The sequence below is a fragment of the Streptomyces sp. NPDC002790 genome (assembly GCF_040295505.1).
Lineage (GTDB): Bacteria > Actinomycetota > Actinomycetes > Streptomycetales > Streptomycetaceae > Streptomyces.
Genome location: NZ_JBEOVM010000001.1, coordinates 142,798 through 164,723, shown reverse-complemented (window position 1 = coordinate 164,723; position 21,926 = coordinate 142,798). Strand labels below are relative to the sequence as shown.

Below are 21,926 nucleotides of genomic sequence, written 5' to 3'. Positions count from 1 at the left end.
GTCCGTTGCGGGGGTCCGGGAATGCGTCGGCCCTTCCGGAGGTTCTGATCTTGTGGCCGCATCCCACGGATGGTGCGGCAGAGGCACAGGAGAAGGTTCGAAGGTTCCGACGGATGACGCAGACGCCGACGCACACGCAGACGTACGCACCGCACGAGGGTGCCACCGGCCCCGCCGCGCCGCACACCGAGGACGGCGGGTTCCACCCCCTCGACCACCCCGCGTACGCCGCGCTCACCGGCCCGCACGCGCATTTCGCCGAGCGTGGCGGCAGCGGCATGGCGCTGCGCTACCCCACCGACGTCACGCCGTGGACCGCGCTGCCCCCTGACCCCGGCCCCTCGGACTGGGCGGGCCTCGCCGCGTTCGCGGCTCCCGACGGAACGCTGCCGCTGCTCGGCACGGACGTCGAGCTGCCGGAGGGCTGGGAGACGACGGTGGACTTCGCGGGCGTGCGGATGGTCGGCGACGCGGTCGACGCGAGCCCCGACCCGGAGGCCGTCCTGCTCGGCGCCGACGACGTGCCGGAGATGCTCGACCTGGTGGCCCGCACCCGGCCGGGCCCGTTCACGCCCCGCACCATAGAGCTCGGCACGTACCTGGGGATCCGCCAGGACGGCGCGCTCGTCGCCATGGCGGGGGAGCGCCTGCACCTGCCCGGATACACCGAGGTCAGCGCCGTGTGCACCGATCCGGACCACCGGGGCAAGGGCCTCGCGGGCCGCCTGGTCAAGGCCGTCGCGGCCGTCGTCCAGGAGCGCGGCGAGACCCCGTTCCTGCACACCGGCGAGGGCAACAAGAGCGCGATCCGCCTGTACGAGTCCCTGGGCTTCCACCTGCGCAACACGACCCGCTTCCGGACGGTGCGCGCGCCCCGGTAGGGCGGAGTGGCGGCCGGAGTGGTGGCCTGGGGCCTGTCGTTTGGATCAGGCCCTACGGCTCTTCCTGTGTCGCGTGGTTGTAGCGCACCAGATAGTCCGCGAACCGCTCCAGGTCCTCCTCCGGCCAGTCCGCCAGGCGGTCGCCGAATATCTGGCGGCGGTTGACGGTCACCTGACGCAGGACGTCGGCGCCCGCCTCGGTCGGGTGCAGGACCTGGACCCGGTGGTCGTCGGGGTCGACGCGCCGGATCACGAGGCCGGCCCGCTGGAGGGCGCCCACCTGGCGGCTGACGGTCGACTTGTCGAGGGCGTAGTGCGCCGCCAGGTCCGTGGCGCGGCAGCCGCCCCGCTCGTCGAGGTGGGCGAGCAGCGAGTACGAGACGAGCGAGAGCTCCGGGTGCATCCGCGCGGCGGTGGCCCGCGCGCGCCGGGCGAACGAGGTCAGCTCGCGCTGAATGGTCTCCACGGCCGCCTCGCGGTCGGCCGGGTGATCTGGCTGGGCCACGACGGTTCCTTTCCCGATGCTCGTTGCACTCTACAACCCAGTTCTGTCCGGCACCGGTCGGACGTGGCGCGAATCTCTTATGCAACTTGTTGCAAAAGCGGTGGCGGGTCCTCTACAACTGACTCGACCGTTCACCGCTCACGGAGGGCCCCATGAGCCGCTACCCGCACCTTCTCGCCCCGCTCGACCTCGGCTTCACGACACTGCCGAACCGCGTTCTGATGGGCTCGATGCACGTGGGCCTGGAGGAGGCGCCCAACGGGTTCGCGCGCATGGCCGAGTTCTACGCCACCCGCGCCCGCGGCGGCGTCGGCCTCATGGTCACCGGCGGCATCGCGCCCAACGCCGAGGGCTGCACCTTCGACGGCGGCGCCAAGATGACCACCGAGGCGGAGGCCGCGCAGCACCGCGAGGTCACCGACGCCGTGCACGCGGCGGGCGGCAAGATCGCCATGCAGATCCTGCACTTCGGCCGGTACGCACACCACGCGGGGCTCGTCGCCCCGAGCGCCGTGCAGGCGCCGATCAGCGCCCACGTCCCGCGCGCCCTCACCGACGAAGAGGTCGAGCGGACCATCGAGGACTACGCGCGCGCCGCCGAGCTCGCCAAGTCCGCCGGGTACGACGGCGTCGAGGTCATGGGCTCCGAGGGCTACCTCATCAACGAGTTCATCGTCTCCGCCACCAACCACCGCGAGGACCGCTGGGGCGGTACGTACGAGAACCGGATCCGGTTCGCCGTCGAGATCGTGCGGCGCGTGCGCGAGCGGGTCGGCCCGGACTTCATCCTCATCTACCGGCTTTCCATGCTGGACCTGGTCCCCGGCGGCTCGACCCTGGACGAGGTCGTGCACCTCGCCAAGGAGATCGAGGCGGCCGGAGCCACCATCATCAACACCGGCATCGGCTGGCACGAGGCCCGCATTCCCACCATCGCCACCTCCGTGCCGCGCGGCGCGTACACCTTCGTCACCAAGAAGGTCATGGGCGAGGTGAGCGTGCCGCTGGTGACCACCAACCGCATCAACACCCCGGAACTCGCCGAGGAGTTGCTCGCCGACGGCGCCGCCGACATGGTCTCCATGGCGCGCCCGATGCTCGCCGACCCGGAATTCGTGAACAAGGCCGCCGCAGAGCGCTCCGACACCATCAACACGTGCATCGGCTGCAACCAGGCCTGCCTCGACCACATCTTCAGCCTCCAGATCACCTCCTGCCTGGTGAACCCGCGCGCCTGCCACGAGACCGAACTGGTGCTGACCCCCACCCGGTTGAAGAAGCGCGTCGCCGTCGTCGGCGCGGGCCCCGCCGGACTCGCCTGCGCCGTCAGCACCTCCGAGCGCGGCCACGACGTGACCCTCTTCGACGCCGCCGCCGAGATCGGCGGGCAGCTCAACGTGGCCCGCCAGGTCCCCGGCAAGGAGGAGTTCAACGAGACGCTGCGCTACTTCCGCACGCAGCTCGAACTGCACGGCGTGACCGTCAAGTTGGAGACCCGCGTCGAGGCCGACGACCTCGACTCCTACGACGAGGTCGTCGTCGCCACCGGCGTCGCCCCACGCACCCCCGCCATCGACGGAGTCGACCACCCGAAGGTCGTCGGCTACCTCGACGTCCTGCGCGGCCAGGCGCCCGTCGGCGACCGCGTCGCGATCATCGGTGCCGGCGGCATCGGCTTCGACGTCGCCGAGTACCTCACCGACGACGGCTCCAAGGCGAGCCTCGACCCGGCCACGTACTTCCGGCAGTGGGGCGTCGACATGGACTACGCCGACCGCGGCGGCCTCACCAGGCCCGAGCGCCCCACCCCGCCCCGCCAGGTGCACCTCGTCCAGCGCAAGACCACCAAGGTCGGCGCGGGCCTCGGCAAGACGACCGGCTGGATCCACCGCACCGAACTGCGCCACCGCGGCGTCACCATGGTCGCGGGCGCCACGTACGACCTGATCGACGACGCGGGCCTGCACGTCACCGTCGAGGGCGAGCAGTCCCTCATCCCCGTCGACACCGTCGTCCTGTGTGCGGGCCAGGAACCCCACCGCTCGCTGTACGACGACCTGGTGGCCGCCGGTCGTACCCCGCACCTGATCGGCGGCGCCGACCTCGCGGCCGAACTCGACGCCAAGCGCGCCATCAAGCAGGGCACCGAGGTCGCGGCGGCCCTGTAGGACCCTCTCCGAGACCGGGTGGTCACGTGTCCGGGCCCGCCGGACGCGTGGCCGCCCTCACCTACTCGTACTCTGGGCGACATGTCACTCCCGCACGCGATCCTCACGGCGCTCCTGGAGAAGCCGTCGTCGGGCCTCGAACTGACCCGCAGGTTCGACAAGTCCATCGGCTACTTCTGGTCGGCCACGCACCAGCAGATCTACCGGGAGCTCGGCAAACTCGAACGCGAGGGTCTGATCCGCGCGCTGCCCAACGAGACACCCGCGCGCGGCCAGAAGAAGGAGTACGAGGTGCTGCCGCAAGGCCGCGCCGAACTCGCCCGCTGGACCGCCGCCCCGCAGGATCCGAGACCCCTGCGCGACCCACTGCCGCTGCGCCTGCGTTCGGCCGCGGTCGTCGGCACGGACGGCATCGCCGAGGACCTGACGCGTCATCTCGCCCTGCACCGCGAGCAGTTGGCCACGTACCAGGACATCGAGAAGCGGGACTTCCCGCCGGGCAAGAACAGCGAGGCCGACCGTCTCCAGCACGCGGTGCTGCGCGCGGGCATCGACCTCGAACGGTTCTGGGTGGACTGGCTGGAGCGCACCCTGACGGAGTTGGACTGATCCTCAGCGGCCCCCCGTGGTCACGGTCCGCTCCGCCGAGAAGGCGCCCCACGTCCCGTCCGGCAACTGCGCACGCAGCTTCACCCGGTGCCGCACGTGCGGCTTCTTGCCGATGTAGAAGCTGTACGTCGACGAGTCGGCCGGCGCGCTCTCGCCCCACATCACCGTCGTCGCCTCCCGGCCGTCCAGGAACACCTGGTATGCCGGGACCTCGCCGCCGGTCCGAGGCGGCGTCCACGCCAGGTCGATGTAGTACGCGCCCTTCGAGCCGCGCGCCGACGCCTCGAACCCCGATGGGGCGGTACCCGGCCCCGCCTCGCCCTTGCCCCGCGCGGTCGTCAGGCGCAGCGTCCCGCTCGCGGCCGAGGTGTTGTCGGCGGCGTCCCGGGCCCGCACGCTGAACGCGTACGCGGTCCCCGGCCGCAACCCGGTGACCAGCGCCCGCGTCTCCTTGCCGCCCACGCTGTGGATCTTCGCGGCGCCCTGATAGATGTCGTACGAGGCGATACCCCGGTCGTCCGTCGCCTTCCGCCACGTCAGCGACACGGCCCGGCCCCCGTCCGCCTCCCCGCGCAGCCCGGTCGGCCGGCTCGGCGCGGCGCGGTCCTCCTTGACGGCGGCCGGGGTGGTGACGGTGACGCGGGTGCTGGCGGGCCCCAGCGAGCCGTCGGTGCCGCGGGCGCGCACCGTGAACACGTAGCGGGACGTGGGGTCGAGCCCGGTGACGTCGACCATGTGCTGCCGCGCGGAAAGCCGCTGCACGCGCTTGGCGCCGCGGTACACCTCGTACCCCTTGACCTCGGCCGTGCTCGCGGGCCGGTTCCACATGACGTGCACGGAGGTGGCGCTTCCGGCCTGCGCGGTGACCCCGGCCGGCGCGGAGAGGGCGGGCCCCTCGGCCTTCGCGCTGTCGGAGAGGAGACCGCAGGAGGTGAGCACGGGCACGAGCGCGGCGGCGCAGGCCGCGTGGGCGAGCGGGGCGCGTGGGGGGAGGCGTCGCACGGAGGGCCTTCCGTTCGAACGGATTGGTACAGACCTGTATGGCACGAGAGGAGGGATTTCCTCAAGGGGTTCGCGCCAACAGGTCTGTACCAAAGGCCCGTTGAGGGGGCGGGGAGGTCACTCGTCGCCTCCCTACCTCCTCATTCCTTCCGGTACGTGTACGCCTCCGAGGCCGCCGCCGCGACCGCGTCCAGGTCCGCCCCGGTGGAAGCGGTGACGACCGCGGCGATCGCGCCCTCCACGAAGGGGGCGTCCACGAGGCGAGTGCCGTCCGGGAGTTCGTCGCCCTCGGCCAGCAGCGCCTTCACGGTCAGCACGGCGCTGCCGAGGTCGACGAGGACCGCGACACCCGCGCCCCGGTCGACCTCTGCGGCGGCCGCCGAGATCAGCTCCGAGCTGGTGCCGAGGCCGCCGTCCTCCGTGCCGCCGGCCGCCGCGACGGGCGCGGTGTCGCCGCCCCCGGAGAGCCCGGCCGCGAGCCGCGCCACGGACTCGGCGACGTCCTTGCTGTGCGAGACCAGCACGATGCCGACGGACTTGTCGGGGGCGCTCACGACTCGGCCCCCGCCGCCTCGGCCAGCGCGGCGATCAGCAGCGCCGACGACGTGGCGCCCGGATCCTGGTGCCCGATGCTGCGCTCGCCGAGGTAACTCGCCCGCCCCTTGCGAGCCTGGAGCGGAATGGTGGCCTCGGCCCCGTGCTCGGCCGCCGACCGCGCCGCGGCGAAGTCCCCCTCGGCGAGCGCCTCCACCGCGGGTACGAGGGCATCGAGCATCGTCTTGTCGCCGGGAGCGGCCCCGCCGAGCGCGGCGACGGCGTCGACGCCGGCCTTCAGCGCCTGCGCGAAGTCCGCCTCGCCGACCTCGGCCGCGTCGCCCAGTGCCTTGCCGGTGCGGCGCAGCAGCGTCCCGTACAGCGGCCCCGAAGCGCCGCCCACCGTCGAGATCAACTGCCGTCCCGCCGTGGTGAGTACGGCTCCCGGGGTGTCCGGGGCGTCCTTGTCGAGAGTGGCGCGCACGGCGTTGAAACCGCGCTGCAGATTGCTGCCGTGGTCCGCGTCGCCGATCGGCGAGTCGAGGTCGGTGAGCCGGTCGGCCTCACGGTCCACGGCCGCGGCGGCCACCGTCAGCCATCGCCGGAAGAAGTCGGCGTCGAGCACGTGATCTCCTTGCGTTACAGGTTCGTTGACGTGATGGTGTGCGTGATGTGTGCGTGGTGGTGTGTCGGATTTCCGTGAACCGTCACATGCCCCAGCGAAGGCCCGCCGTGCTGACGGGCGCGTCCCACAGGCGCAGCAACTCCTCGTCGGCCTGGCAGATCGTGACGGAGGCGCCGGCCATGTCGAGTGCGGTGACATAGTTCCCGACGAGTGTGCGGGCGACCGGCACGCCGCGCTCCTCGAGCGCCCGCTGCACCTCGGCGTTGAATCCGTACAGCTCCAGCAGCGGCGTGGCACCCATGCCGTTGACCAGAACCAGCACGGGACTGCTGGGGTTGAGGTCCTCAAGGACGGCGTTCACGGAGAAGTCGGCGATCTCCCCGGACGTCATCATGGGGCGCCGCTCCCGGCCCGGCTCGCCGTGGATGCCGATCCCCAACTCCAGCTCGCCGGACGGCAGGTCGAAGGTGGGCGCACCCTTGGACGGCGTACTGCAGGCGCTCAACGCGACGCCGAAGCTCCGCGCGTTCTCATTGACCTGCCGGGCGATCGCCTCGACGCGCTCCAGCGGCTGACCCTCCTCGGCGGCGGCACCGGCGATCTTCTCCACGAAAAGGGTCGCCCCGGTGCCGCGCCGCCCGGCGGTGTAGAGGGAGTCGGTGACGGCGACGTCGTCGTTGACGAGCACCTTGGCGACCTGCACACCCTCGTCCTCGGCGAGCTCGGCGGCCATGTCGAAGTTCAGCACGTCACCGGTGTAGTTCTTCACGATGAACAAGACGCCGGCGCCGCTGTCCACCGCGGCGGCGGCCCGCACCATCTGATCCGGCACGGGCGAGGTGAACACCTCACCGGGGCAGGCCGCGGCGAGCATCCCGGGACCGACGAACCCACCGTGCAGAGGCTCGTGCCCGGACCCGCCCCCCGACACCAACGCCACCTTCCCGGCCACCGGCGCGTCCCGGCGAGCGATCACCCGGTTCTCGACGTCCACGTTCAGCTCGGGGTGGGCGGCGGCCATCCCGCGCAAGGCGTCGGCGACGACCGTCTCGGCTACGTTGATCAGCATCTTCATTGGTACCTCCGGGTGGCGTGAGCAAGGAATGCCGTGACCTGCGTCGTGCCTGGTCATGTGGGTATTTTGTAGTTCTCGATCTTGGTGGTCCGGGTCGGTCGGTGGCGAGGTCGGGCCGGGCTGTTGCTGACTCAATGCTGACTTTACTGACGGGTTGTCATGTGGTGTTTGTCGGTGTCTGCGGCTCTGTCGCCAGTATCGATGGAGGAGCCGTGTTGGGCACCTGTTGAGACCTGAACCATTCGACGGTGCAGTTTGAGCTGCAGCTGCAGCTGCCGGTGGGTGGAGCTTCATTGGGCCGAGGCGTCAGGCGTCCCGCTGGTTCACGAATCCCAGGCATGCCCTACGGCGGAGCACAGCCGGTCGGAGGGTCCCGCCGAGGTTCTGGCCGCGATTCCGTGAATCGGGGTATCTCGCGCTGGTCGAGGTAGTTCTGGGAGGCAGTCGGCCGGCGGGGCGTGGGTGCTTCTTCGGTCGGCGGCAGTCCGCTGAGGCGCTCGATGTTGACGGCGATGGCCGTCAGGGGGGGGCGGCAGCCCAGGTCCGCATTCCGTCTCGGCGGCGTGCCGGCGCAGGTGTCCTGCGGCGTCGCGGTGGTAGTTCTCACCATGATCTGGCGCAGAGCCTGGATACGAGGCCGGACGTGCAGTCTGCTCCGTGCCCGTAGAGGTGGTCCAGGAGCCGGACAGCGTCGTTTCCGGTGGCAAGGATCCTGGTCTTGGGCTTGGTGGGGTTCTTGCTCAGGCGGACCGGGTGGCCGTAGCGGTGCCCCCAGTCCTCATCAACCAGCTCGTCCAGCAGATGAGAGGGAGGTGTCGGCGATTTCTTCCAGTGCGGCGAGGACCGCCTCGGTGATCAGCTCCAGGCGGGTCAGGTCACGCACCACGGCCAGGACAGGGGTGGAGTCGGTGCGCTGTGTGGTGCGCTCGCGCACCAGGCCGGCCTCCTTGAGGCGGGCCGGCGCGAGGTCGAGGAGGCGGTCAGCACGGTCGCTGTCGGCGAGACGGTCGCGGAAGTCGGCCAGCACGCTGTGGTGGAAGCCGGGGTCATCCAGCTCCATGGCCACGGCGTGCTTGAAGTCGATGCGGTAGCGGACCGCCTCGGCGGCCTGCCGGTCCGACAGGCCGAGCAGGAACCGCAACACACAGACGGTAGCCAGTTGAGCAGGCGAGAGAACCGGGCGTCCGTCACGCGGGTACCAGTCGACGAAGTCCTCGTCACGCCACAGGCCATCCAGCCGGTCGCGCACCCATGTCGCCGTCGTGCCGCCGGGTTGCTCGCCCGCGCGACCTGCGCAGTCAGAGGCGGGACTTGTTCATCGGAACGCGGGCGGAGGGACAACGGGCACCTCGACAGCTGCATCGGTCATCGGAACTGCCCGAGCATGCCCCTTGACCATGCAGCCGCACCGCGAAACTCCAAGATCCCCGACAGGGGCAAGCCAGCTCGCAGGGCCCCTTCGGTGCTGATCGTCGGCCTGCGGGGGTTGGTCAGGTGTGGTCGAGGATGCGGTGGGGGCGGTAGGGGGCCTCCAGGCGTTTGCGTTCGTCGGGGGTGAGGGTGACAGTGACGGAGGCGAGGGCTTCTTCCAGGTGGGCGGGTTTCGTGGCGCCGATGACGGGGGCGTCGACGACGGGGTTGTCCAGAAGCCAGGCGAGGGCGATCTGCGCGGCGGAGACGCCTCGTTCGGCGGCGAGGGCGCGGACGGAGTCGACCACGTCGAAGTCGGCGTCCTCGTACATCTCCTCGGCCAGCGGATCGTTGGCGGCCCGTACGGTGCTGCGCACGCCGCCCCGCTCGCGTGCGCCCGCGAGCAGCCCGCGGGCGAGCGGGCTGTGCGGGATCACGCCGACGCCCTGGTCGGCGCAGAGCGGGAGCATCTCGCGCTCCTCCTCGCGGTAGACGAGGTTGTAGTGGTTCTGCATCGAGACGAACCGCGTCCAACCCGCCTCGCGCGCCGTCTGCTGCGCCTTCGCGAACTGCCAGGCGTACATGGCGGAAGCCCCGATGTAGCGGGCCTTTCCGGCGCGTACGACGTCGTGCAGGGCCTCCATCGTCTCCTCGATGGGGGTCTCGGGGTCCCAGCGGTGGATCTGGTACAGGTCCACGTACTCCGTGCCCAGCCTGCGCAGGGACGCGTCGATGGCGGCCATGATGTGTTTGCGGGACAGGCCGCGGTCGTTGTGGGAGGGACCGGTGGGGAAGTAGACCTTCGTCGCCAGTACGTACGCCTCCCGGTCGGGGAAGAGCCTGCGCAGCAGGTTGCCGGTCACGACCTCGCTGGCGCCGCCGTCGTACACGTCGGCGGTGTCGAAGAAGGTGACACCGGCCTCGACGGCGCGTCGTACGAGGGGTTCGGCCGCCGTCTCCTCGAGGTGCCAGGCGCGCCGGGAGCGGTCGCCGTAGCTCATCATGCCCAGGCAGATGCGGGAGACGGTCAGACCGGTGGTGCCCAGCCGGGTGTAGTCCATGGGTGTTCCTCGTTCTAGGGGTGTTCGTCGTTTCGGGGGTTGGCTTCGGTGACGGCCCCGTCGGCCCTGTCGGCGCCGCCGGGTTCGGGCGCGTTTGGCGCGCGTTCTCGGTGTACGGCGACCCCCAGCACCACGAGCACGACCCCCGCGATCTCCAGCGCCACCGGGACCTGCGCCAGCACCACCACCCCGATCACGGTCGCCGTGGCGGGCATCAGGCACACGAGCAGCGCGTACGTGCCCCGGCTCAGGCGGGCCATCGCCAGCTGGTCGCACACGTAGGGGATCACCGACGAGCAGATGCCCACGCCGGCGCCGGCGGCCAGCAGAACGGGGTCGCTGAGCGCGGGTACGGCCTGGGTGACGCCGAAAGGCAGGGCGGCGGCCGAGGCGATGAGCATGGCCAGCGCGAGTCCGTCGATGCCGCTGACGGCCGGGTTGCGGGAGGCGCGGTGGGCGAGGACGACGTAGAGCGTGAAGAGCGCGGCGTTGACGGCCGCGTAGAACAGCCCGAGCGGTTCGACGGCCAGGTGCACATCGGTCAGCAGGGACACCCCGGCGACCGCCGTGACCAGCGCGAGCAGGTTGCGCCCGCTGCGTACGGCGACGGTCGCGAGGGCGATCACGGGCAGGAATTCGATCGCCGCAACGGTGCCCAACGGCAGTCTGTCGAGGGCGAGATAGAAGCTGGAGTTCATGACCGCGAGCAGTACGCCCCAGGCCAGCAGCGACCACCGCGTCGCCCGGTCGGCGGCACGCCACCGCCGCCAGGGTCGCCGCCACACGGCGAAGACGGCGGCGGCCGTCACGATCCGCAGCCAGGCGACGCCCAGCGGCTCCACGCGGGCGAAGAGCAGGACGGCGAAGGCGGGGCCGAGGTAGTGGAAGACGGCGCTGACGACGAAGTAGGCGTGCGGCGGCACGCGCCGGAAGCGGGGAGTACCGGGGGTGCGCGGGCCCGGTCCTTCGCGGGTGGCGCCGTGCGTGCGGGCGGTTCCCGTGTCGGGGTTCTGCATGCCATCTAACCTAGAAACCAGCAGCGCACAGAGCTATCGATCATTGAAGGCGGGGCGGGTTCGTTGTCTTCGGACGGGAAAGCGATGACCAGCGATCACTTTCGGAACGGAAAACGGCCCTCCGCGGCGGCCGCGATCGACGAGCTGAGCGGCGCCCTGCTGCGCCTGCTGGCCGCCGACCCCCGCAGGGGCGCCTCGGACCTCGCCCGCGAACTGGGCGTCTCGGCTCCCACGGTGCGGGAGCGCGTGCGGCGGCTGGAGGAGGCGGGCGTCATCCGCGGCTACCGGCTCGACGTGGACCCCGCGGCGCTGGGTCGCCCGGTCGCGGCCTGGATCCGGTTGCGCCCCGGGCCAGGCCAGATGTCCCGTATCACCGAACTCGCCGAGCGGACGCCGGAGGTGAGCGAGTGCCACCGGATCTCGGGGGAGGACTGTTTCCTGTTCAAGGTGCATGTGGCGGCGCTGGAAGACCTCGAAGTCGTGCTGGACCGCTTCCTGTTGCACGGGCAGACGACCAGTTCGCTCGTCGTCTCCACGCCGGTGCCGCCGCGCCCGCTGCTGTCCTAGATGTATTGACCCGCAGGGTTGTTTACGCGGCTGATGGGTGGCTGGCCGCCAAGAGCGGTGTGGCATCGGTGGTAGTTATAGGTGTGCAGGAAGTCTGCCAGGGCTTCGGTTCGTTCGGCGTTGCTGGAGTACGGGCGCACGTATGCCCATTCGTCGAGCAGGGTGCGATTCAGACGCTCGACCTTGCCGTTCGTCTGAGGGCGATAGGGACGTGTGCGTTTGTGGACGATGCCGGCTGCGTTGAGAGTCTGGGCGAATAGCTGGGATCTGTAGCAGGATCCGTTGTCTGTGAGAACGCGCTCCACGGTGATGCCGTGGGCGGCGAAGAAGACGTTTGCGCGCTCCCAGAAGGAGGCTGCGGTCTCTTTGCGTTCGTCGGTCAGAACCTCGCTGTAGGCGAGCCGGGAGTGATCGTCGATGGCAGTGTGGATGAAGCTGTAGCCGATGACGGGGCTGCCGCCCTTTTGTGCTCCGGTCGTGGCCTGACGGTTCGCGAGGGCTTGCTGGCGGGGCATGATCCGGTGGCCGCCGCCGTCGGGAATGTTGCCGAGCTTCTTGATGTCGACGTGGATCAGTTCGCCGGGGCGTTCACGTTCGTAGCGGCGAATGACCTGGCCGGTGGGCCGGTCCATCCAGCGCAGCCGGTTCATCTGGTGGCGGGTCAGGACGCGATGGACGGTAGAGGCGGGTATAGCCAGGATCGGACCGATGCGTGCGGGGCCGAGTTTGCGCTCGCGCCGGAGCTCGCAGATGCGTTCCTCTATTGCGGTGGGGGTGCGGTGCGGGGTCGACAGGGGGTGACTGGAGCGGTCATACAGTCCGTCGTCGCCTTCGGCGCGCCAGCGTCGAACCCACTTGTAGGCGGTGGTGCGGGAGATACCCATTTCGTCGCTTACGTGTGCGACGGGGCGGCCGGAGCGTACCCGGGCGACAAGGAGACGTCTGCCGTGGACGGTGAGTCGGGCATTGGGGTGGGACACGGAGGACCTCTTTGGTCGGGACAGCCTCCGCGCGCGAGGGGAGCGGTGCGCATGGACTGGCGGGCTGGTGGCGCAGCGGTGGGAGCGCAGGTCAAAGGGGTACGGCCGTAGGTCTGCGGTCGTGCGTGGCTGGTCTTGCGTAAGACCGGGCGGGAGTGCGCTGATCGCGCGGAGCGCAGTCGGTGGTCTTGGGGCAAACCCATGTCGGTCCAGGGCGCCGCCATGTTCCATCGACCGCGCGACGGCTGAGTATGGCCGGTCTCGGGCTACTGCTACCGGGCCATGTCGAGGACGAAGCGGTAGCGCACGTCGTTGCGTTCCAGGCGGTCGAGTGCTGTGTTGATCTCGGTGGCGGGGAGCAGTTCGATGTCGGCGGTGATGTTGTGTGAGGCGCTGAAGGCGAGCATGTCCCGGACCATGCGGGTGCCGTCTCCGCCGCTGCCGGTCAGGCGCTTTTCGCCGTAGCGGAGGCTGGAGGGATTGATCTGCCAGTCCTGTGGCGGGGCGCCGACCGTGACCAGGGTGCCGTCGAGTTTGAGTGCTTGCAGGTAGGGGTCCAGGCGATGGGGGGCGCCGACGGTGTCCAGGATCAGGTCGAAGCGCCATTTCGTTGCGGCCATGGCCGCGGGGTCGGTGGTCACGATGGCCTCGGCCGCACCGAGTTTGCGTGCCTGGTCGGCTTTGCCCGGTGAGGTGGTCAGGGCGACCACGTGGGCACCCAGGGCGTGGGCGTATTTGATGCCCAGGTGGCCGAGGCCGCCGATGCCGACGACGCCAACCGTTTTGCCGGGACCTGCTGCCCAGCGGCGCAGCGGTGCGTAGACGGTGACGCCGGCACACAGCAGGGGTGCTGCCGCCGCGGGGTCCAGGCCGGCGGGCAGGGCGTGGACGAACCTTTCACGGGCGACGTACTCGCCGGAGAAGCCGCCTTGGGTGAGGGTGTGGTCGACGCGGTCCCGGCCGCCGTAGGTGACGGTCGGGTAGTCGAAGCACCAGTTCTCCCGGCCTTGGGTGCAGGCGGGGCAGGTTCCGCAGGAGTCGACCACGTTGCCGATGGCGACCGGGTCACCGGGCTTCAGGGCTGTGACGGCGGGCCCGATCGCGGTGACGGTGCCGGTCATCTCGTGTCCGGCGACCAGCGGGGTGTCCTGTGGACCGGTATGGCGCACGGCGTGCAGATCCGAGCCGCACACACCGCAGTAGTGGATCTGCACAGCGATGTCGTCGTCGCGCAGGTCACGGCGCGTGAAGGGCCACGGGGTGAGGGGGCTGCCGGGCTCGTGGACGGCCCAGCCGACGGTGGAACGCATGAGTGAGTGCATCCTTCGCAGAGAAATGCCGGAGATCTGTGACCGGGTTCGGTTCCGGTCAGCGCAGGCGGGTGGCTGCGATCCCGCCGTCGACGTCGAGCGTGGCGCCGTGCACGAACGCCGCCTGGTCGGAGACGAGGAAGCGGACCGCGTAGGCGATGTCGACCGGCCGTACAGGGGCCCCAGCAGGGGTTCCCTTGGTCATTTCAGCCAGTTGGTCCGCGCCGCCCGACGTGCCCGGGGTGGCCGTTGCTCCCGGCGCGACGGTGTTCACACGGACCCCACGAGGGCCGTACTCCGCCGCCCAGGCCCGGGTCAGCTGTTCGACGGCCGCCTTGGTCGCCGGATACAGGGCCTTGAAGGGGACGCCCACTCGGGCCATCCACGAGCCGATGTTCACGATGACGCCGGCTCCCCGCTCGGCCATGCGTGGCGCCAGCTCGGCGACCAGCACATGCGGGGCGCGGATGTTGGTCGCCCACAGCGCCTGCATCTCCTCGTCAGTCACCATCTCGGTAAGTAGGCCCGGGTACACACCCGCGTTGTTGACGAGGATGTCGACGGCGCCGCCAAGGGCGTCCTGCGCCCGCAGGGCGAAAGCACGGATGTCGGCTGGCTCGGCGCCGAGCTCCGCAGTGATGGCGTGGGCCCGCCCACCGCTCTTGACGATCCGCTCCACGACGCGCTGTGCCCGTCCGGCATCCCGGCCACTGACGACGACCTCGACACCCGAGGCAGCGAGAACCCGGGCGATGGCCTCGCCGATCCCGCTCGACGACCCGGTGACCAGCGCGGTACGCCCGGCAAGTGCAGTGTCGGAGGTGAGGGAGGCCAGAAGCTGCTCATTCGTTTCCATGCCTCAATCGTCTGCCTTCGTGCCGCCTTGCGCCTTGCCTGACACGATCAGCCCCTTGCCAGATCGTGTCCCGCACGGCGACCGGCCGGGACGGGGTTTTGGATAGGGGGATGGACGCCGCGACTACCCAGAGCCTCGAACGAGCCGCCGAGATCGTGATGCGCCACGCCCCGGACCGGGCACGGGCGCAGACGCTCGGTCTCCGGCTCAGCCACGTCACCGCTGCGACCGAGCCCGGATACCAGCACTACACCCCGTCCCTGTCCACTGTTCTCGCGGGACAAAAACGCACACTCATCGGCGATGACGACCAGGTCTGGGGCCGGGAGAGGTTCATCATCACCCCGGTCGGCCTCCCGCTCGTGTCCAGCGTCGTCGAGACCGACCCACAACGAGGCTTCCTGGCAGCCCGATGGCAGCTCGACCCGACACTCCTGGCAGAAGTCGCCGCCGTGATGCCCCACAAGGCCCACCGTGCGGTACGGATGGACCGGCTCGGCGTGTGGTCACCTGCCCTGACCGACGCCTTCTCACGACTGCTCGCCTTGCTTGACGAGCCCGAACACATCCCCATCCTCGGCCCGCTGATCTCCCGGGAACTCGTGCTGCGCCTGCTGCAAACCGACCAAGCACCCCGTGTCCTGGCCGCCCTCGACGACAGTGACCCCATCGTGCCCCGTGCCGTGAGCCTGCTGACCGACCGCATGGCCGAGCCGTGGTCCATGAAGACACTCGCCACCGAGACCCGCACCAGCCAGCCGACCCTGCACCGACGCTTCAAGGAAGCGACCTCCATGACACCCATGCAATACCTCAAGCGCCTGCGCCTAGGCGAGGCCCGCCACCGCATGGTCGTCCTTGGAGAATCCGCAGCACAAGTGGCCCTCGCCGTCGGCTACCGAAGCGTCCCCCACTTCACCCGCGACTACCGTCATCTCTACGGAGCCTCGCCTGCAGCGGACGGTACCCGCCTGCGCGAACAGCTGCGTCAAGGAGGGATCGATGGTTTGCCCGGTCGCAGCGACGCCTCCACTGTCGCTCGTGGTCAATACACCTAGACGAATGAGTCCGGTGTCTGGCTGGCCGCGACCACGGAGAAGGGTGCCCGCCGGATCGGGCGACCCCCGAAACTGTCCGACGCCGAGTTGGTATGTCTGACCGTGGCACAGGTGTTGCTGGGTTTTCCCTCGGCCCGGCACTGGATCCGCTTCGCGCACGCACGGCTGCCTCACCTGTTCCGCTGCCTTCCCCAGCAGTGATGAGGATTCTTGATTTCACTCGGTTCACGGTGCCCGCCGGAGCGGTACGCAACTGGCGCGGCGTCTACAACCGGCTGCGGATATGGGCCGTCGACGGCATATGGGAACGCGTCTTCACCGCGCTGATGGCCCAGGCCGATGCCGACGAGGACCTCAACTGGGTGGTCCCGGTGGACTCCACGATCGTGCGCGCCCACCAGCACGCCGCCGGAGCGCAAAAGGGGGCCCGCCCGGCGAACCGGCCGACCACACCGTCGGCCGCTCCCGCGGCGGACTGACCACAAAGATCCACCTGGCTGGCCTCCGACGGCCGCTGCTGGCCTTCCAGCTGACGGCCGGACAGGCCGGGGACGCACCCGTGTTCACCGACGTCATGGCTCGGCTCCGGGTTCCCCGACGACGTGGACGGCCCCGCACCAGGCCGGACATGGTCTTGGCCGACAAGGCCTATTCCTCCCGCGCGATCCGTGACCACCTGCGTCAGCGGGGCATCCAGACGATCATTCCGAGTCCGGCGGACCCTACCAGCTCCGTCATCGCATGCGGCGCGGCAGCGACGGTGACAGGCGACCCGCCTTCGACCGCGAGGCGTACAAGCAGCGCAACACCGTCGGGTGGAACATCAACCGTCTCGAGCAATGGCGCGGCATCGCCACCCGCTACGACAAGACCGCCGAGTCCTACCAAGCAGCCGTCACCCTCGCCTCGCTCCTGATGTGGGCGCGACATTTGAAGACAACTCCTAGGCGGCGCCGCCCTGGCCCTCCGCCAACAGCAGCGCCGTGCCGATCTCGATGAGGCGGTCGGCAAGGTCGGGGCGCTCTCCCGTGGCCCTCGTGCGGGCCGCGTTGTCGACGACCGTGAGGACCGCCATGACGATGATCCTGGCCTCGGTCGCGTCGAGCCCGGGTCGGACCTCGTCGAGCAGGCGCGCCCACAGCGCGAGGTACTCCCGCTGCGTCTGTCGTGCTGCCTTGCGTTCCTTCTCGGGGAGTTGGTCCAGCTCGCCGATCAACAGGCCGATCAAGTGGCTCTGGCTCAGGGCGAAATCGATGTACGAACGCAGCAGCCGGTCCAGAGTTTCCCGCGGCGTGCCGGGCCTCGCCAGGGCTTGCGCCGTCCCGGCCCTGCGCTGCTCGCCGCCGCGCAGTACCGCGGCCACGAGCAGGTCGGTCTTGGTGGGGAAGTGCTTGTAGATGCTGGGGCCTGTGGCTCCTGCGGCCTCGCCGATGTCGTCGGTGCTCACCGACTGGAAACCCCGCTCGTCGAAGAGCCGGATCGCCTCGATGAGGATCTCCTCCCGGCGGGACACGGCGAGCCCGGCGTAGTCACCCAGCAGGGGCGCCTCGCCGGACGCGCTTCGGGTGCCGAGCGGGCAGTGTGCCGCCGCGTACCCAAGGCGGTACAGGAGTTGCTCGAAGCGGCGGCGGGGCAGCGACGCGCGATGCCACGACGTGGACCCGTATACGGACAGGACCGACCAGGCCAACAACTGTCGGTCGGCCTGGTCGAGTTCGGGGCGCTCGACGTGGAGGAGGTCGCCGATCCGCTCGGCGATGCCGATCAGGGCGCGAGCCTGCTCCCGGCGCCGGTCCTCCGGCAGGTGGCGTGCTTCGCGCTGCCACAGGACGGCCGAGCCGCGCCGATCCAGGGTCTGCGTGGCCGAGGTGCGCAGGTAGGTGTCGAGGTCGGGGGCGGCTGCCGCGGAGTCCGTGATGGTGGTCATGGTGGCGTCGACGACGTGCACCAGCAGATCGGGCTTGCCCTTGAAGTGGCGGTAGAGGGCGGGGGCCGTGATGCCGACATCGGCTGCCACATCAGCGACTGAGACATTGTGGTAACCGCGCTCCCGGAACAGGCCGGAGGCCGCGGCGATGATCCGGGCCCTGCGGTCAGAGGGTCTGCGCGCGGTCGTCCGCCGTGATGCTTCCGTCTGCATCCCACCCTCGCTCTTCACCGTCAGTCATGTCGCCTCAACGTACAACATGCGGTCACGGTCCCGATCATGATCCTGTGCAGTCGTAGCTGCCTTCGTGTCAAAGAGAAGACAGTTAAGGCTACGTCACTCTGAACGTCTTTGATGCCAACAGGCAGGTGTCTTCTGTTCAATCTCTTGCCCAGTCGAGTTAGGGCTGATTCACTTCCGGCTCACATCAGCCCGCTGGACCAGGAAGGGTCGCCCATGGTTGTCGAAGACCACGATGCGCCGGGAGTCGTATCGGCGTGCACGTCCGGGGCTGCCGCGCCCGCATCGGGGCGCCGGCCTTGGATCGTGCTGGGACTGCTCGTCTGTCTGATGCTCGTCAACTTCGCCGACAAGGTGGTCGTGGGCCTGGCCGGAATGGGCATGAAGAAGGAGCTGGGCCTGGACTCCGCGCAGTTCGGCGTCATTCAGAGTGCCTTCTTTTGGCTCTTCGCCGTCGGTGCCGTGCTCGGCGGCCGACTGGGTGGCAAGGTGCGGGCGCGCTGGTTGCTCGCCGGGATCGCGACGGTGTGGGTCCTGAGCCTCGCTCCGATGATCGCCCAGGTCGGGTTCGCCACGATCGTCGTGTGCCGCGTCGTGCTCGGTTTCGCGGAGGGGCCGACCGTGGCCCTGGCCATGCAGGTGGCGCACTCCTGGTTCCCCCCACGCAAGAGGGGTGTGCCCAGTTCGATCGTCATCGCGGGGGCCGGGATCGGGCCACTGGTCGCGGCTCCCGGCCTCACCTGGGTCATCGAGACGTACTCGTGGCACGCGGCCTTTGGCGTCCTGGCGGCGTTCGGGGCCGTGTTCGTCGTGTTGTGGCTGTTCGGCGGCGACTCCGGTCCTGAGGCCGCATCCCCGGTCGCGGGTGCGAAGGTGGCCGTACTGCCCGAACGGGTGCCGCTGCGGCGGCTGTTCTCCACCGGCACCCTCATCGGCCTGTCGCTGCTGTTCTTCGTCGCGTACGCCAATACGTCGGTCGCCGTCAGCTGGCTTCCGCTCTATCTGCGCGAAGGGCTCGGCTACGACGCGGGCATCGCGGGCAAGCTGGTCGTCCTGCCCTATCTGGGAGCCGCGGCGGCGGTGATCCTCGTCGGTGTCATCTCCAGCGTGCTGACCAGGCGCGGGGTCGGCAACCGGATCACCCGCGGTGTGCTGCCCGCCGTCCTCGTTGTCGTCTCGGGCATCTGTACGGTCGCCTTCGCGTCCCTCGATCGAGGTGCGCCGCAGATGACGTTGCTCGTGATCGGGGCCTGCCTGAACTCCGCCGGCTACGGCGTCGCCTTCGCCGGCCTCTCGGACGTCGCCCCCGTGAAGCAGCGTGGGGCCGTCTTCGGGATCGTCACCGGAATCTACAGCCTCGGTGCGGTCGTGGCCCCGCTCGTGATCGGCAGGCTGATCGACGCTGCCTCCTCCGATGCGGCGGGGTACGCGAACGCGTTCCTCGTGCTCGGCGTCACCATGATCGCCGGTGCCGGTGCCGCACTGTTCCTCGTGAACCCCGACCGGGATGCCGAACGGCTGGCCGCGACTCGCGACATCGGAACGCTTGAAAACCGTGAGTCATTGGAAGGCAAGGCTTGACGCCAGGGGTTATCTGCAAGAAAGTGAATCCACAGTAACCAGAGAAGTTCGTCCTCAGGAGCCTCCCACCCATGAAGCGCACCCTCTACACCCAGGAACACGAGGACTTCCGGGCGATGATCCGGGACTTCATCGCCAGGGAAGTGACGCCGCACTTCGAGCAGTGGGAGCGGGACAACCTCGTCGACCGTGACCTCTTCCGCAAGCTCGGCGCGCTCGGGGTCATGGGCTTCGACATCCCCGAGGAGCTCGGCGGTGCCGGCGAGACCAGCTACAAGTACCAGGGCGTCATCAACGAGGAGTGTGCCCGCGCCGCCGTCTCCTTCGGCCACTACGGCGTCTCCACCGGCATCGTCCTGCCCTACCTGCTGGACCTCGCGGGCGAGGAGCAGAAGAAGCGCTGGCTGCCAGGCATCGCCGCGGGCGACATCATGCTCTGCATCGCCATGACCGAGCCCGGCACAGGCTCGGACCTGGCGGGCATCCGCACCACTGCCAGGCTCTCCGAGGACGGCACGCACTACGTCCTCAACGGCGCCAAGACCTTCATCACCGGCGCCCGCAACTCCGAGCTGTGCGTCGTCGCGGCCCGCACCGCGCCCGCCACTGCCGAGAACCGCAGGCACGGCCTCAGCTTGTTCGTCGTCCCGACCGACAGCGAGGGCTTCGCCTACGGCCGCAAGCTGGACAAGATCGGCCTGCGCTCCTCCGACACCTCGGAGCTGTCGTTCACCGATGTGTGCGTTCCGGCCGAGAACCTGCTCGGCGAGCAGGACAAGGGCTTCTCCTATCTCGGCCGGAACCTGCCCCGCGAGCGGCTCTCGATCGGGGTCGGCGCCGCGGCCACCGCCACCGCCGCCGTCGAGTTCGCCCGCGCGTACGTACGGGAGCGGCAGGTGTTCGGCAAGCCGGTGGCTGCCTTCCAGAACACCAAGTTCGTGCTCGCCGAGTGCTCCACCGAGGTCGAGGCGCTGCAGGCCATGGTCGACCGGGGCATCGAGCTCGACGACCTGGGTGAGCTGACCGGTGCCGACGCCGCGAAGATCAAGCTGTTCGGCACCGAGGTCGCGGGGCGCGTGATCGACAAGTGCCTTCAGTTGCACGGGGGTTACGGCTACATGCTGGAGTACCCGATTGCCCGCCTGTACGCGGACACCCGCGTCTCCCGCATCTACGGCGGTACCAGCGAGGTCATGAAGACCATCATCGCCAAGGACCTCGGGCTGTAAGAGCCTGACCTCAGGCTCCCGGCTCCGCCCCGCGCCTCGGCCGCCCCGCTCGCCCCCGGCGGGGCGGCCGAGGCCCTCCCTGTCTTCGTCGTCTTCGCCCTCGGGCCGTACGGAAAGTCGAGCGCCTCGTGACCACCGCACCCTCCGCCCCGGCCGGACCGCTGTCCGGAATCCGCGTCGTCGAACTCGGCGGCATCGGCCCCGGTCCCTTTGCCGGCATGCTCCTCGCCGACCAGGGCGCCGACGTCATTCGCGTCGACCGGCCCGCCGAGGCCGGTGCCGCGTCCAAGCATCCGATCCTGCACCGGGGTCGCCGCTCGGTCGCCCTCGACCTCAAGGACCCGGCGGGCGTCGAGGCCGTGCTCGCTGTCGTTGACACCGCCGACGCGGTGATCGAGGGCTTCCGCCCCGGTGTCGCGGAGCGGTTGGGGGTCGGCCCCGATGCCTGTCTGGCCCGCAACCCCCGGCTCGTCTACGGCCGGATGACCGGCTGGGGTCAGGACGGGCCGCTGGCGCAGGTGCCGGGTCACGACATCAACTACATAGCTGTCGCAGGGGCGTTGGGCGCGCTCGGCGGCGCCGAGGAGAACCCGCCGGTTCCGCTGAACCTCTTCGGTGACATGGGTGGCGGCGGCATGCTGCTGGCCCTCGGGATCACCACCGCGCTGGTGAACTCGCGGACGACCGGCAAGGGGCAGGTCGTCGACGCCGCCATGACGGACGGCACCGCCGTGCAACTCGCACTGATCCACGGTCTGTTGGCGACCGGCCGGTGGGTCGACGAGCGGGCCTCGAATCTCTTCGACGGCGCCGCGCCGTTCTACCGTACGTACCGGACCGCCGACGGCGGACACCTGGCGGTGGGCAGCGTGGAGCCGCAGTTCTACGCCACCCTTCTCGACCTCCTCGGCCTGAGCGGCGACCCGCTCTTCGCCAAGCAACTGGACCGCGACGCCTGGCCCGCGATGGGAGACCGGCTCGCCGAGATCTTCGGCGGTCGTACGCGCGAGGAGTGGGCGGAGCTCTTCGACGGGACGCAGTCGTGCGTCACGCCCGTGTACGGCCTGACCGAGGCGGCGCGCCACCCTCACAACGTCGCGCGCGGTACCTACTACACCGACGGCGGCGTACTCCAGCCCGCGCCTGCGCCCCGGTTCCTCGGGACTCCGGCCACGACGCCGAGGCGTGCGCCGGTCGTCGGTACCCACACCCGCGAGGTGCTCACCGAGATCGGCCTGGCCGAGGACGTGGTGGAGGCGTTGGGGGCGCGGGTCTGAGAGTGGCCCCCGCAA

At 69.9% G+C, this 21,926-nt stretch carries 20 protein-coding genes and 2 pseudogenes; 10 read left to right on the top strand and 12 right to left on the bottom strand.

All coding sequences use genetic code 11. The annotated features are described in order from the left end of the window. Positions 1–113: 113 nt before the first annotated feature. Positions 114–881 carry a GNAT family N-acetyltransferase gene (locus ABT004_RS00750; protein ID WP_351330439.1) on the top strand — a complete coding sequence of 256 codons (768 nt, stop codon included), beginning with the start codon at positions 114–116 and terminating at the stop codon, positions 879–881. Positions 882–933: 52 nt separating this feature from the next. On the opposite strand, the gene ABT004_RS00745 is transcribed toward ABT004_RS00750, so the two are convergent. Further along, positions 934–1,386, bottom strand: a complete 453-nt coding sequence (locus tag ABT004_RS00745; protein WP_351330437.1) for a MarR family winged helix-turn-helix transcriptional regulator — start codon at positions 1,384–1,386, stop codon at positions 934–936. Positions 1,387–1,538: 152 nt separating this feature from the next. Here ABT004_RS00745 and ABT004_RS00740 point away from each other — a divergent pair, with 152 nt between their 5' ends. Together ABT004_RS00740 and ABT004_RS00735 are read left to right on the top strand one after the other, a co-directional pair. Beyond that, complete coding sequence (locus tag ABT004_RS00740; protein WP_351330435.1) at positions 1,539–3,554, top strand: oxidoreductase; 2,016 nt, start codon at positions 1,539–1,541, stop codon at positions 3,552–3,554. A gap of 81 nt (positions 3,555–3,635) precedes the next feature. Beyond that, a complete protein-coding gene (locus ABT004_RS00735) occupies positions 3,636–4,163 on the top strand; it encodes a PadR family transcriptional regulator (RefSeq protein WP_351330434.1) in 528 nt (175 codons plus the stop codon). 3 nt (positions 4,164–4,166) lie between these two features. Here the strand turns inward: ABT004_RS00735 and ABT004_RS00730 are convergent, their stop codons facing one another. The 7 genes from ABT004_RS00730 to ABT004_RS00700 form a co-directional block, all read right to left on the bottom strand. Next, positions 4,167–5,165, bottom strand: coding sequence for a fibronectin type III domain-containing protein (locus tag ABT004_RS00730; protein ID WP_351330433.1), 999 nt, complete (start codon positions 5,163–5,165; stop codon positions 4,167–4,169). A 140-nt stretch (positions 5,166–5,305) separates the two neighbouring features. Next, positions 5,306–5,719: a dihydroxyacetone kinase phosphoryl donor subunit DhaM gene (gene dhaM / locus ABT004_RS00725; protein WP_351330431.1), complete on the bottom strand. Its 414-nt coding sequence runs from the start codon at positions 5,717–5,719 to the stop codon at positions 5,306–5,308. Continuing rightward, positions 5,716–6,324, bottom strand: coding sequence for a dihydroxyacetone kinase subunit DhaL (dhaL, locus tag ABT004_RS00720; RefSeq protein WP_351330430.1), 609 nt, complete (start codon positions 6,322–6,324; stop codon positions 5,716–5,718). Before dhaL ends, dhaM begins: the two co-directional genes overlap by 4 nt. 82 nt (positions 6,325–6,406) lie before the next feature. Continuing rightward, a complete protein-coding gene (dhaK, locus tag ABT004_RS00715; RefSeq protein WP_351330429.1) occupies positions 6,407–7,399 on the bottom strand; it encodes a dihydroxyacetone kinase subunit DhaK in 993 nt (330 codons plus the stop codon). Positions 7,400–8,180: 781 nt separating this feature from the next. Further along, a complete protein-coding gene (locus ABT004_RS00710; RefSeq protein ID WP_351330427.1) occupies positions 8,181–8,648 on the bottom strand; it encodes a transposase in 468 nt (155 codons plus the stop codon). Positions 8,649–8,889: 241 nt separating this feature from the next. Continuing rightward, positions 8,890–9,870, bottom strand: coding sequence for an aldo/keto reductase (locus ABT004_RS00705; protein WP_351330426.1), 981 nt, complete (start codon positions 9,868–9,870; stop codon positions 8,890–8,892). A gap of 14 nt (positions 9,871–9,884) precedes the next feature. Further along, a complete protein-coding gene (locus tag ABT004_RS00700) occupies positions 9,885–10,886 on the bottom strand; it encodes an EamA family transporter (protein ID WP_351330424.1) in 1,002 nt (333 codons plus the stop codon). An 84-nt stretch (positions 10,887–10,970) separates the two neighbouring features. On the opposite strand from ABT004_RS00700, the gene ABT004_RS00695 reads away from it, so the two are divergent. After that, the gene (locus ABT004_RS00695; protein ID WP_351330422.1) at positions 10,971–11,453 is read left to right on the top strand and encodes an Lrp/AsnC family transcriptional regulator; all 483 of its coding nucleotides are present in this window, start codon (positions 10,971–10,973) and stop codon (positions 11,451–11,453) included. Here ABT004_RS00695 and ABT004_RS00690 read toward each other — a convergent pair. The 3 genes from ABT004_RS00690 to ABT004_RS00680 all read right to left on the bottom strand — a co-directional run bounded on the left by ABT004_RS00690 (position 11,450) and on the right by ABT004_RS00680 (position 14,599). Beyond that, complete coding sequence (locus tag ABT004_RS00690; protein ID WP_351330420.1) at positions 11,450–12,433, bottom strand: IS481 family transposase; 984 nt, start codon at positions 12,431–12,433, stop codon at positions 11,450–11,452. The genes ABT004_RS00695 and ABT004_RS00690 overlap by 4 nt on opposite strands. Positions 12,434–12,705: 272 nt before the next feature. After that, on the bottom strand, positions 12,706–13,743 hold the full coding sequence (locus ABT004_RS00685) for an NAD(P)-dependent alcohol dehydrogenase (protein WP_351330418.1): 1,038 nt from the start codon (positions 13,741–13,743) through the stop codon (positions 12,706–12,708). Positions 13,744–13,801: 58 nt separating this feature from the next. After that, positions 13,802–14,599, bottom strand: coding sequence for an SDR family NAD(P)-dependent oxidoreductase (locus tag ABT004_RS00680; protein WP_351330417.1), 798 nt, complete (start codon positions 14,597–14,599; stop codon positions 13,802–13,804). A gap of 110 nt (positions 14,600–14,709) precedes the next feature. Here ABT004_RS00680 and ABT004_RS00675 point away from each other — a divergent pair, with 110 nt between their 5' ends. The 3 genes and pseudogenes from ABT004_RS00675 to ABT004_RS00670 form a co-directional block, all read left to right on the top strand. Next, entirely contained in the window at positions 14,710–15,657 is a 948-nt protein-coding gene (locus ABT004_RS00675; protein ID WP_351330415.1) for an AraC family transcriptional regulator, read from the top strand. A 48-nt stretch (positions 15,658–15,705) separates the two neighbouring features. Beyond that, positions 15,706–15,855, top strand: a pseudogene (locus tag ABT004_RS36345) (IS982 family transposase); the annotation flags it as partial. 68 nt (positions 15,856–15,923) lie between these two features. Then, a pseudogene (locus ABT004_RS00670) lies at positions 15,924–16,656 on the top strand (IS5 family transposase); the annotation flags it as partial. On the opposite strand, the gene ABT004_RS00665 reads toward ABT004_RS00670, so the two are convergent. Then, positions 16,601–17,797 (bottom strand): TetR/AcrR family transcriptional regulator, encoded by a 1,197-nt coding sequence (locus ABT004_RS00665; RefSeq protein ID WP_351330413.1) that lies wholly within the window; start codon positions 17,795–17,797, stop codon positions 16,601–16,603. The pseudogene ABT004_RS00670 and the gene ABT004_RS00665 overlap by 56 nt on opposite strands. 243 nt (positions 17,798–18,040) lie before the next feature. Here ABT004_RS00665 and ABT004_RS00660 point away from each other — a divergent pair, with 243 nt between their 5' ends. The 3 genes from ABT004_RS00660 to ABT004_RS00650 all read left to right on the top strand — a co-directional run bounded on the left by ABT004_RS00660 (position 18,041) and on the right by ABT004_RS00650 (position 21,911). Continuing rightward, complete coding sequence (locus ABT004_RS00660; RefSeq protein WP_351330411.1) at positions 18,041–19,405, top strand: MFS transporter; 1,365 nt, start codon at positions 18,041–18,043, stop codon at positions 19,403–19,405. A gap of 71 nt (positions 19,406–19,476) precedes the next feature. Then, positions 19,477–20,634, top strand: coding sequence for an acyl-CoA dehydrogenase family protein (locus ABT004_RS00655; protein WP_351330409.1), 1,158 nt, complete (start codon positions 19,477–19,479; stop codon positions 20,632–20,634). Between the two features lie 128 nt (positions 20,635–20,762). Next, the gene (locus ABT004_RS00650; RefSeq protein WP_351330407.1) at positions 20,763–21,911 is read left to right on the top strand and encodes a CaiB/BaiF CoA transferase family protein; all 1,149 of its coding nucleotides are present in this window, start codon (positions 20,763–20,765) and stop codon (positions 21,909–21,911) included. Positions 21,912–21,926 lie beyond the last annotated feature (15 nt).

Bases quoted from the DNA above. Each gene is read 5' to 3' on its own strand.
- ABT004_RS00750 (WP_351330439.1), top strand. From the start codon at position 114: ATGACGCAGACGCCGACGCACACGCAGACGTACGCACCGCACGAGGGT.
- ABT004_RS00740 (WP_351330435.1), top strand. From the start codon at position 1,539: ATGAGCCGCTACCCGCACCTTCTCGCCCCGCTCGACCTCGGCTTCACG.
- ABT004_RS00735 (WP_351330434.1), top strand. From the start codon at position 3,636: ATGTCACTCCCGCACGCGATCCTCACGGCGCTCCTGGAGAAGCCGTCG.
- dhaK (WP_351330429.1), bottom strand. From the start codon at position 7,399: ATGAAGATGCTGATCAACGTAGCCGAGACGGTCGTCGCCGACGCCTTG.
- ABT004_RS00705 (WP_351330426.1), bottom strand. From the start codon at position 9,870: ATGGACTACACCCGGCTGGGCACCACCGGTCTGACCGTCTCCCGCATC.
- ABT004_RS00700 (WP_351330424.1), bottom strand. From the start codon at position 10,886: ATGCAGAACCCCGACACGGGAACCGCCCGCACGCACGGCGCCACCCGC.
- ABT004_RS00695 (WP_351330422.1), top strand. From the start codon at position 10,971: ATGACCAGCGATCACTTTCGGAACGGAAAACGGCCCTCCGCGGCGGCC.
- ABT004_RS00685 (WP_351330418.1), bottom strand. From the start codon at position 13,743: ATGCGTTCCACCGTCGGCTGGGCCGTCCACGAGCCCGGCAGCCCCCTC.
- ABT004_RS00680 (WP_351330417.1), bottom strand. From the start codon at position 14,599: ATGGAAACGAATGAGCAGCTTCTGGCCTCCCTCACCTCCGACACTGCA.
- ABT004_RS00675 (WP_351330415.1), top strand. From the start codon at position 14,710: ATGGACGCCGCGACTACCCAGAGCCTCGAACGAGCCGCCGAGATCGTG.
- ABT004_RS00665 (WP_351330413.1), bottom strand. From the start codon at position 17,797: ATGCAGACGGAAGCATCACGGCGGACGACCGCGCGCAGACCCTCTGAC.
- ABT004_RS00660 (WP_351330411.1), top strand. From the start codon at position 18,041: ATGGTTGTCGAAGACCACGATGCGCCGGGAGTCGTATCGGCGTGCACG.
- ABT004_RS00655 (WP_351330409.1), top strand. From the start codon at position 19,477: ATGAAGCGCACCCTCTACACCCAGGAACACGAGGACTTCCGGGCGATG.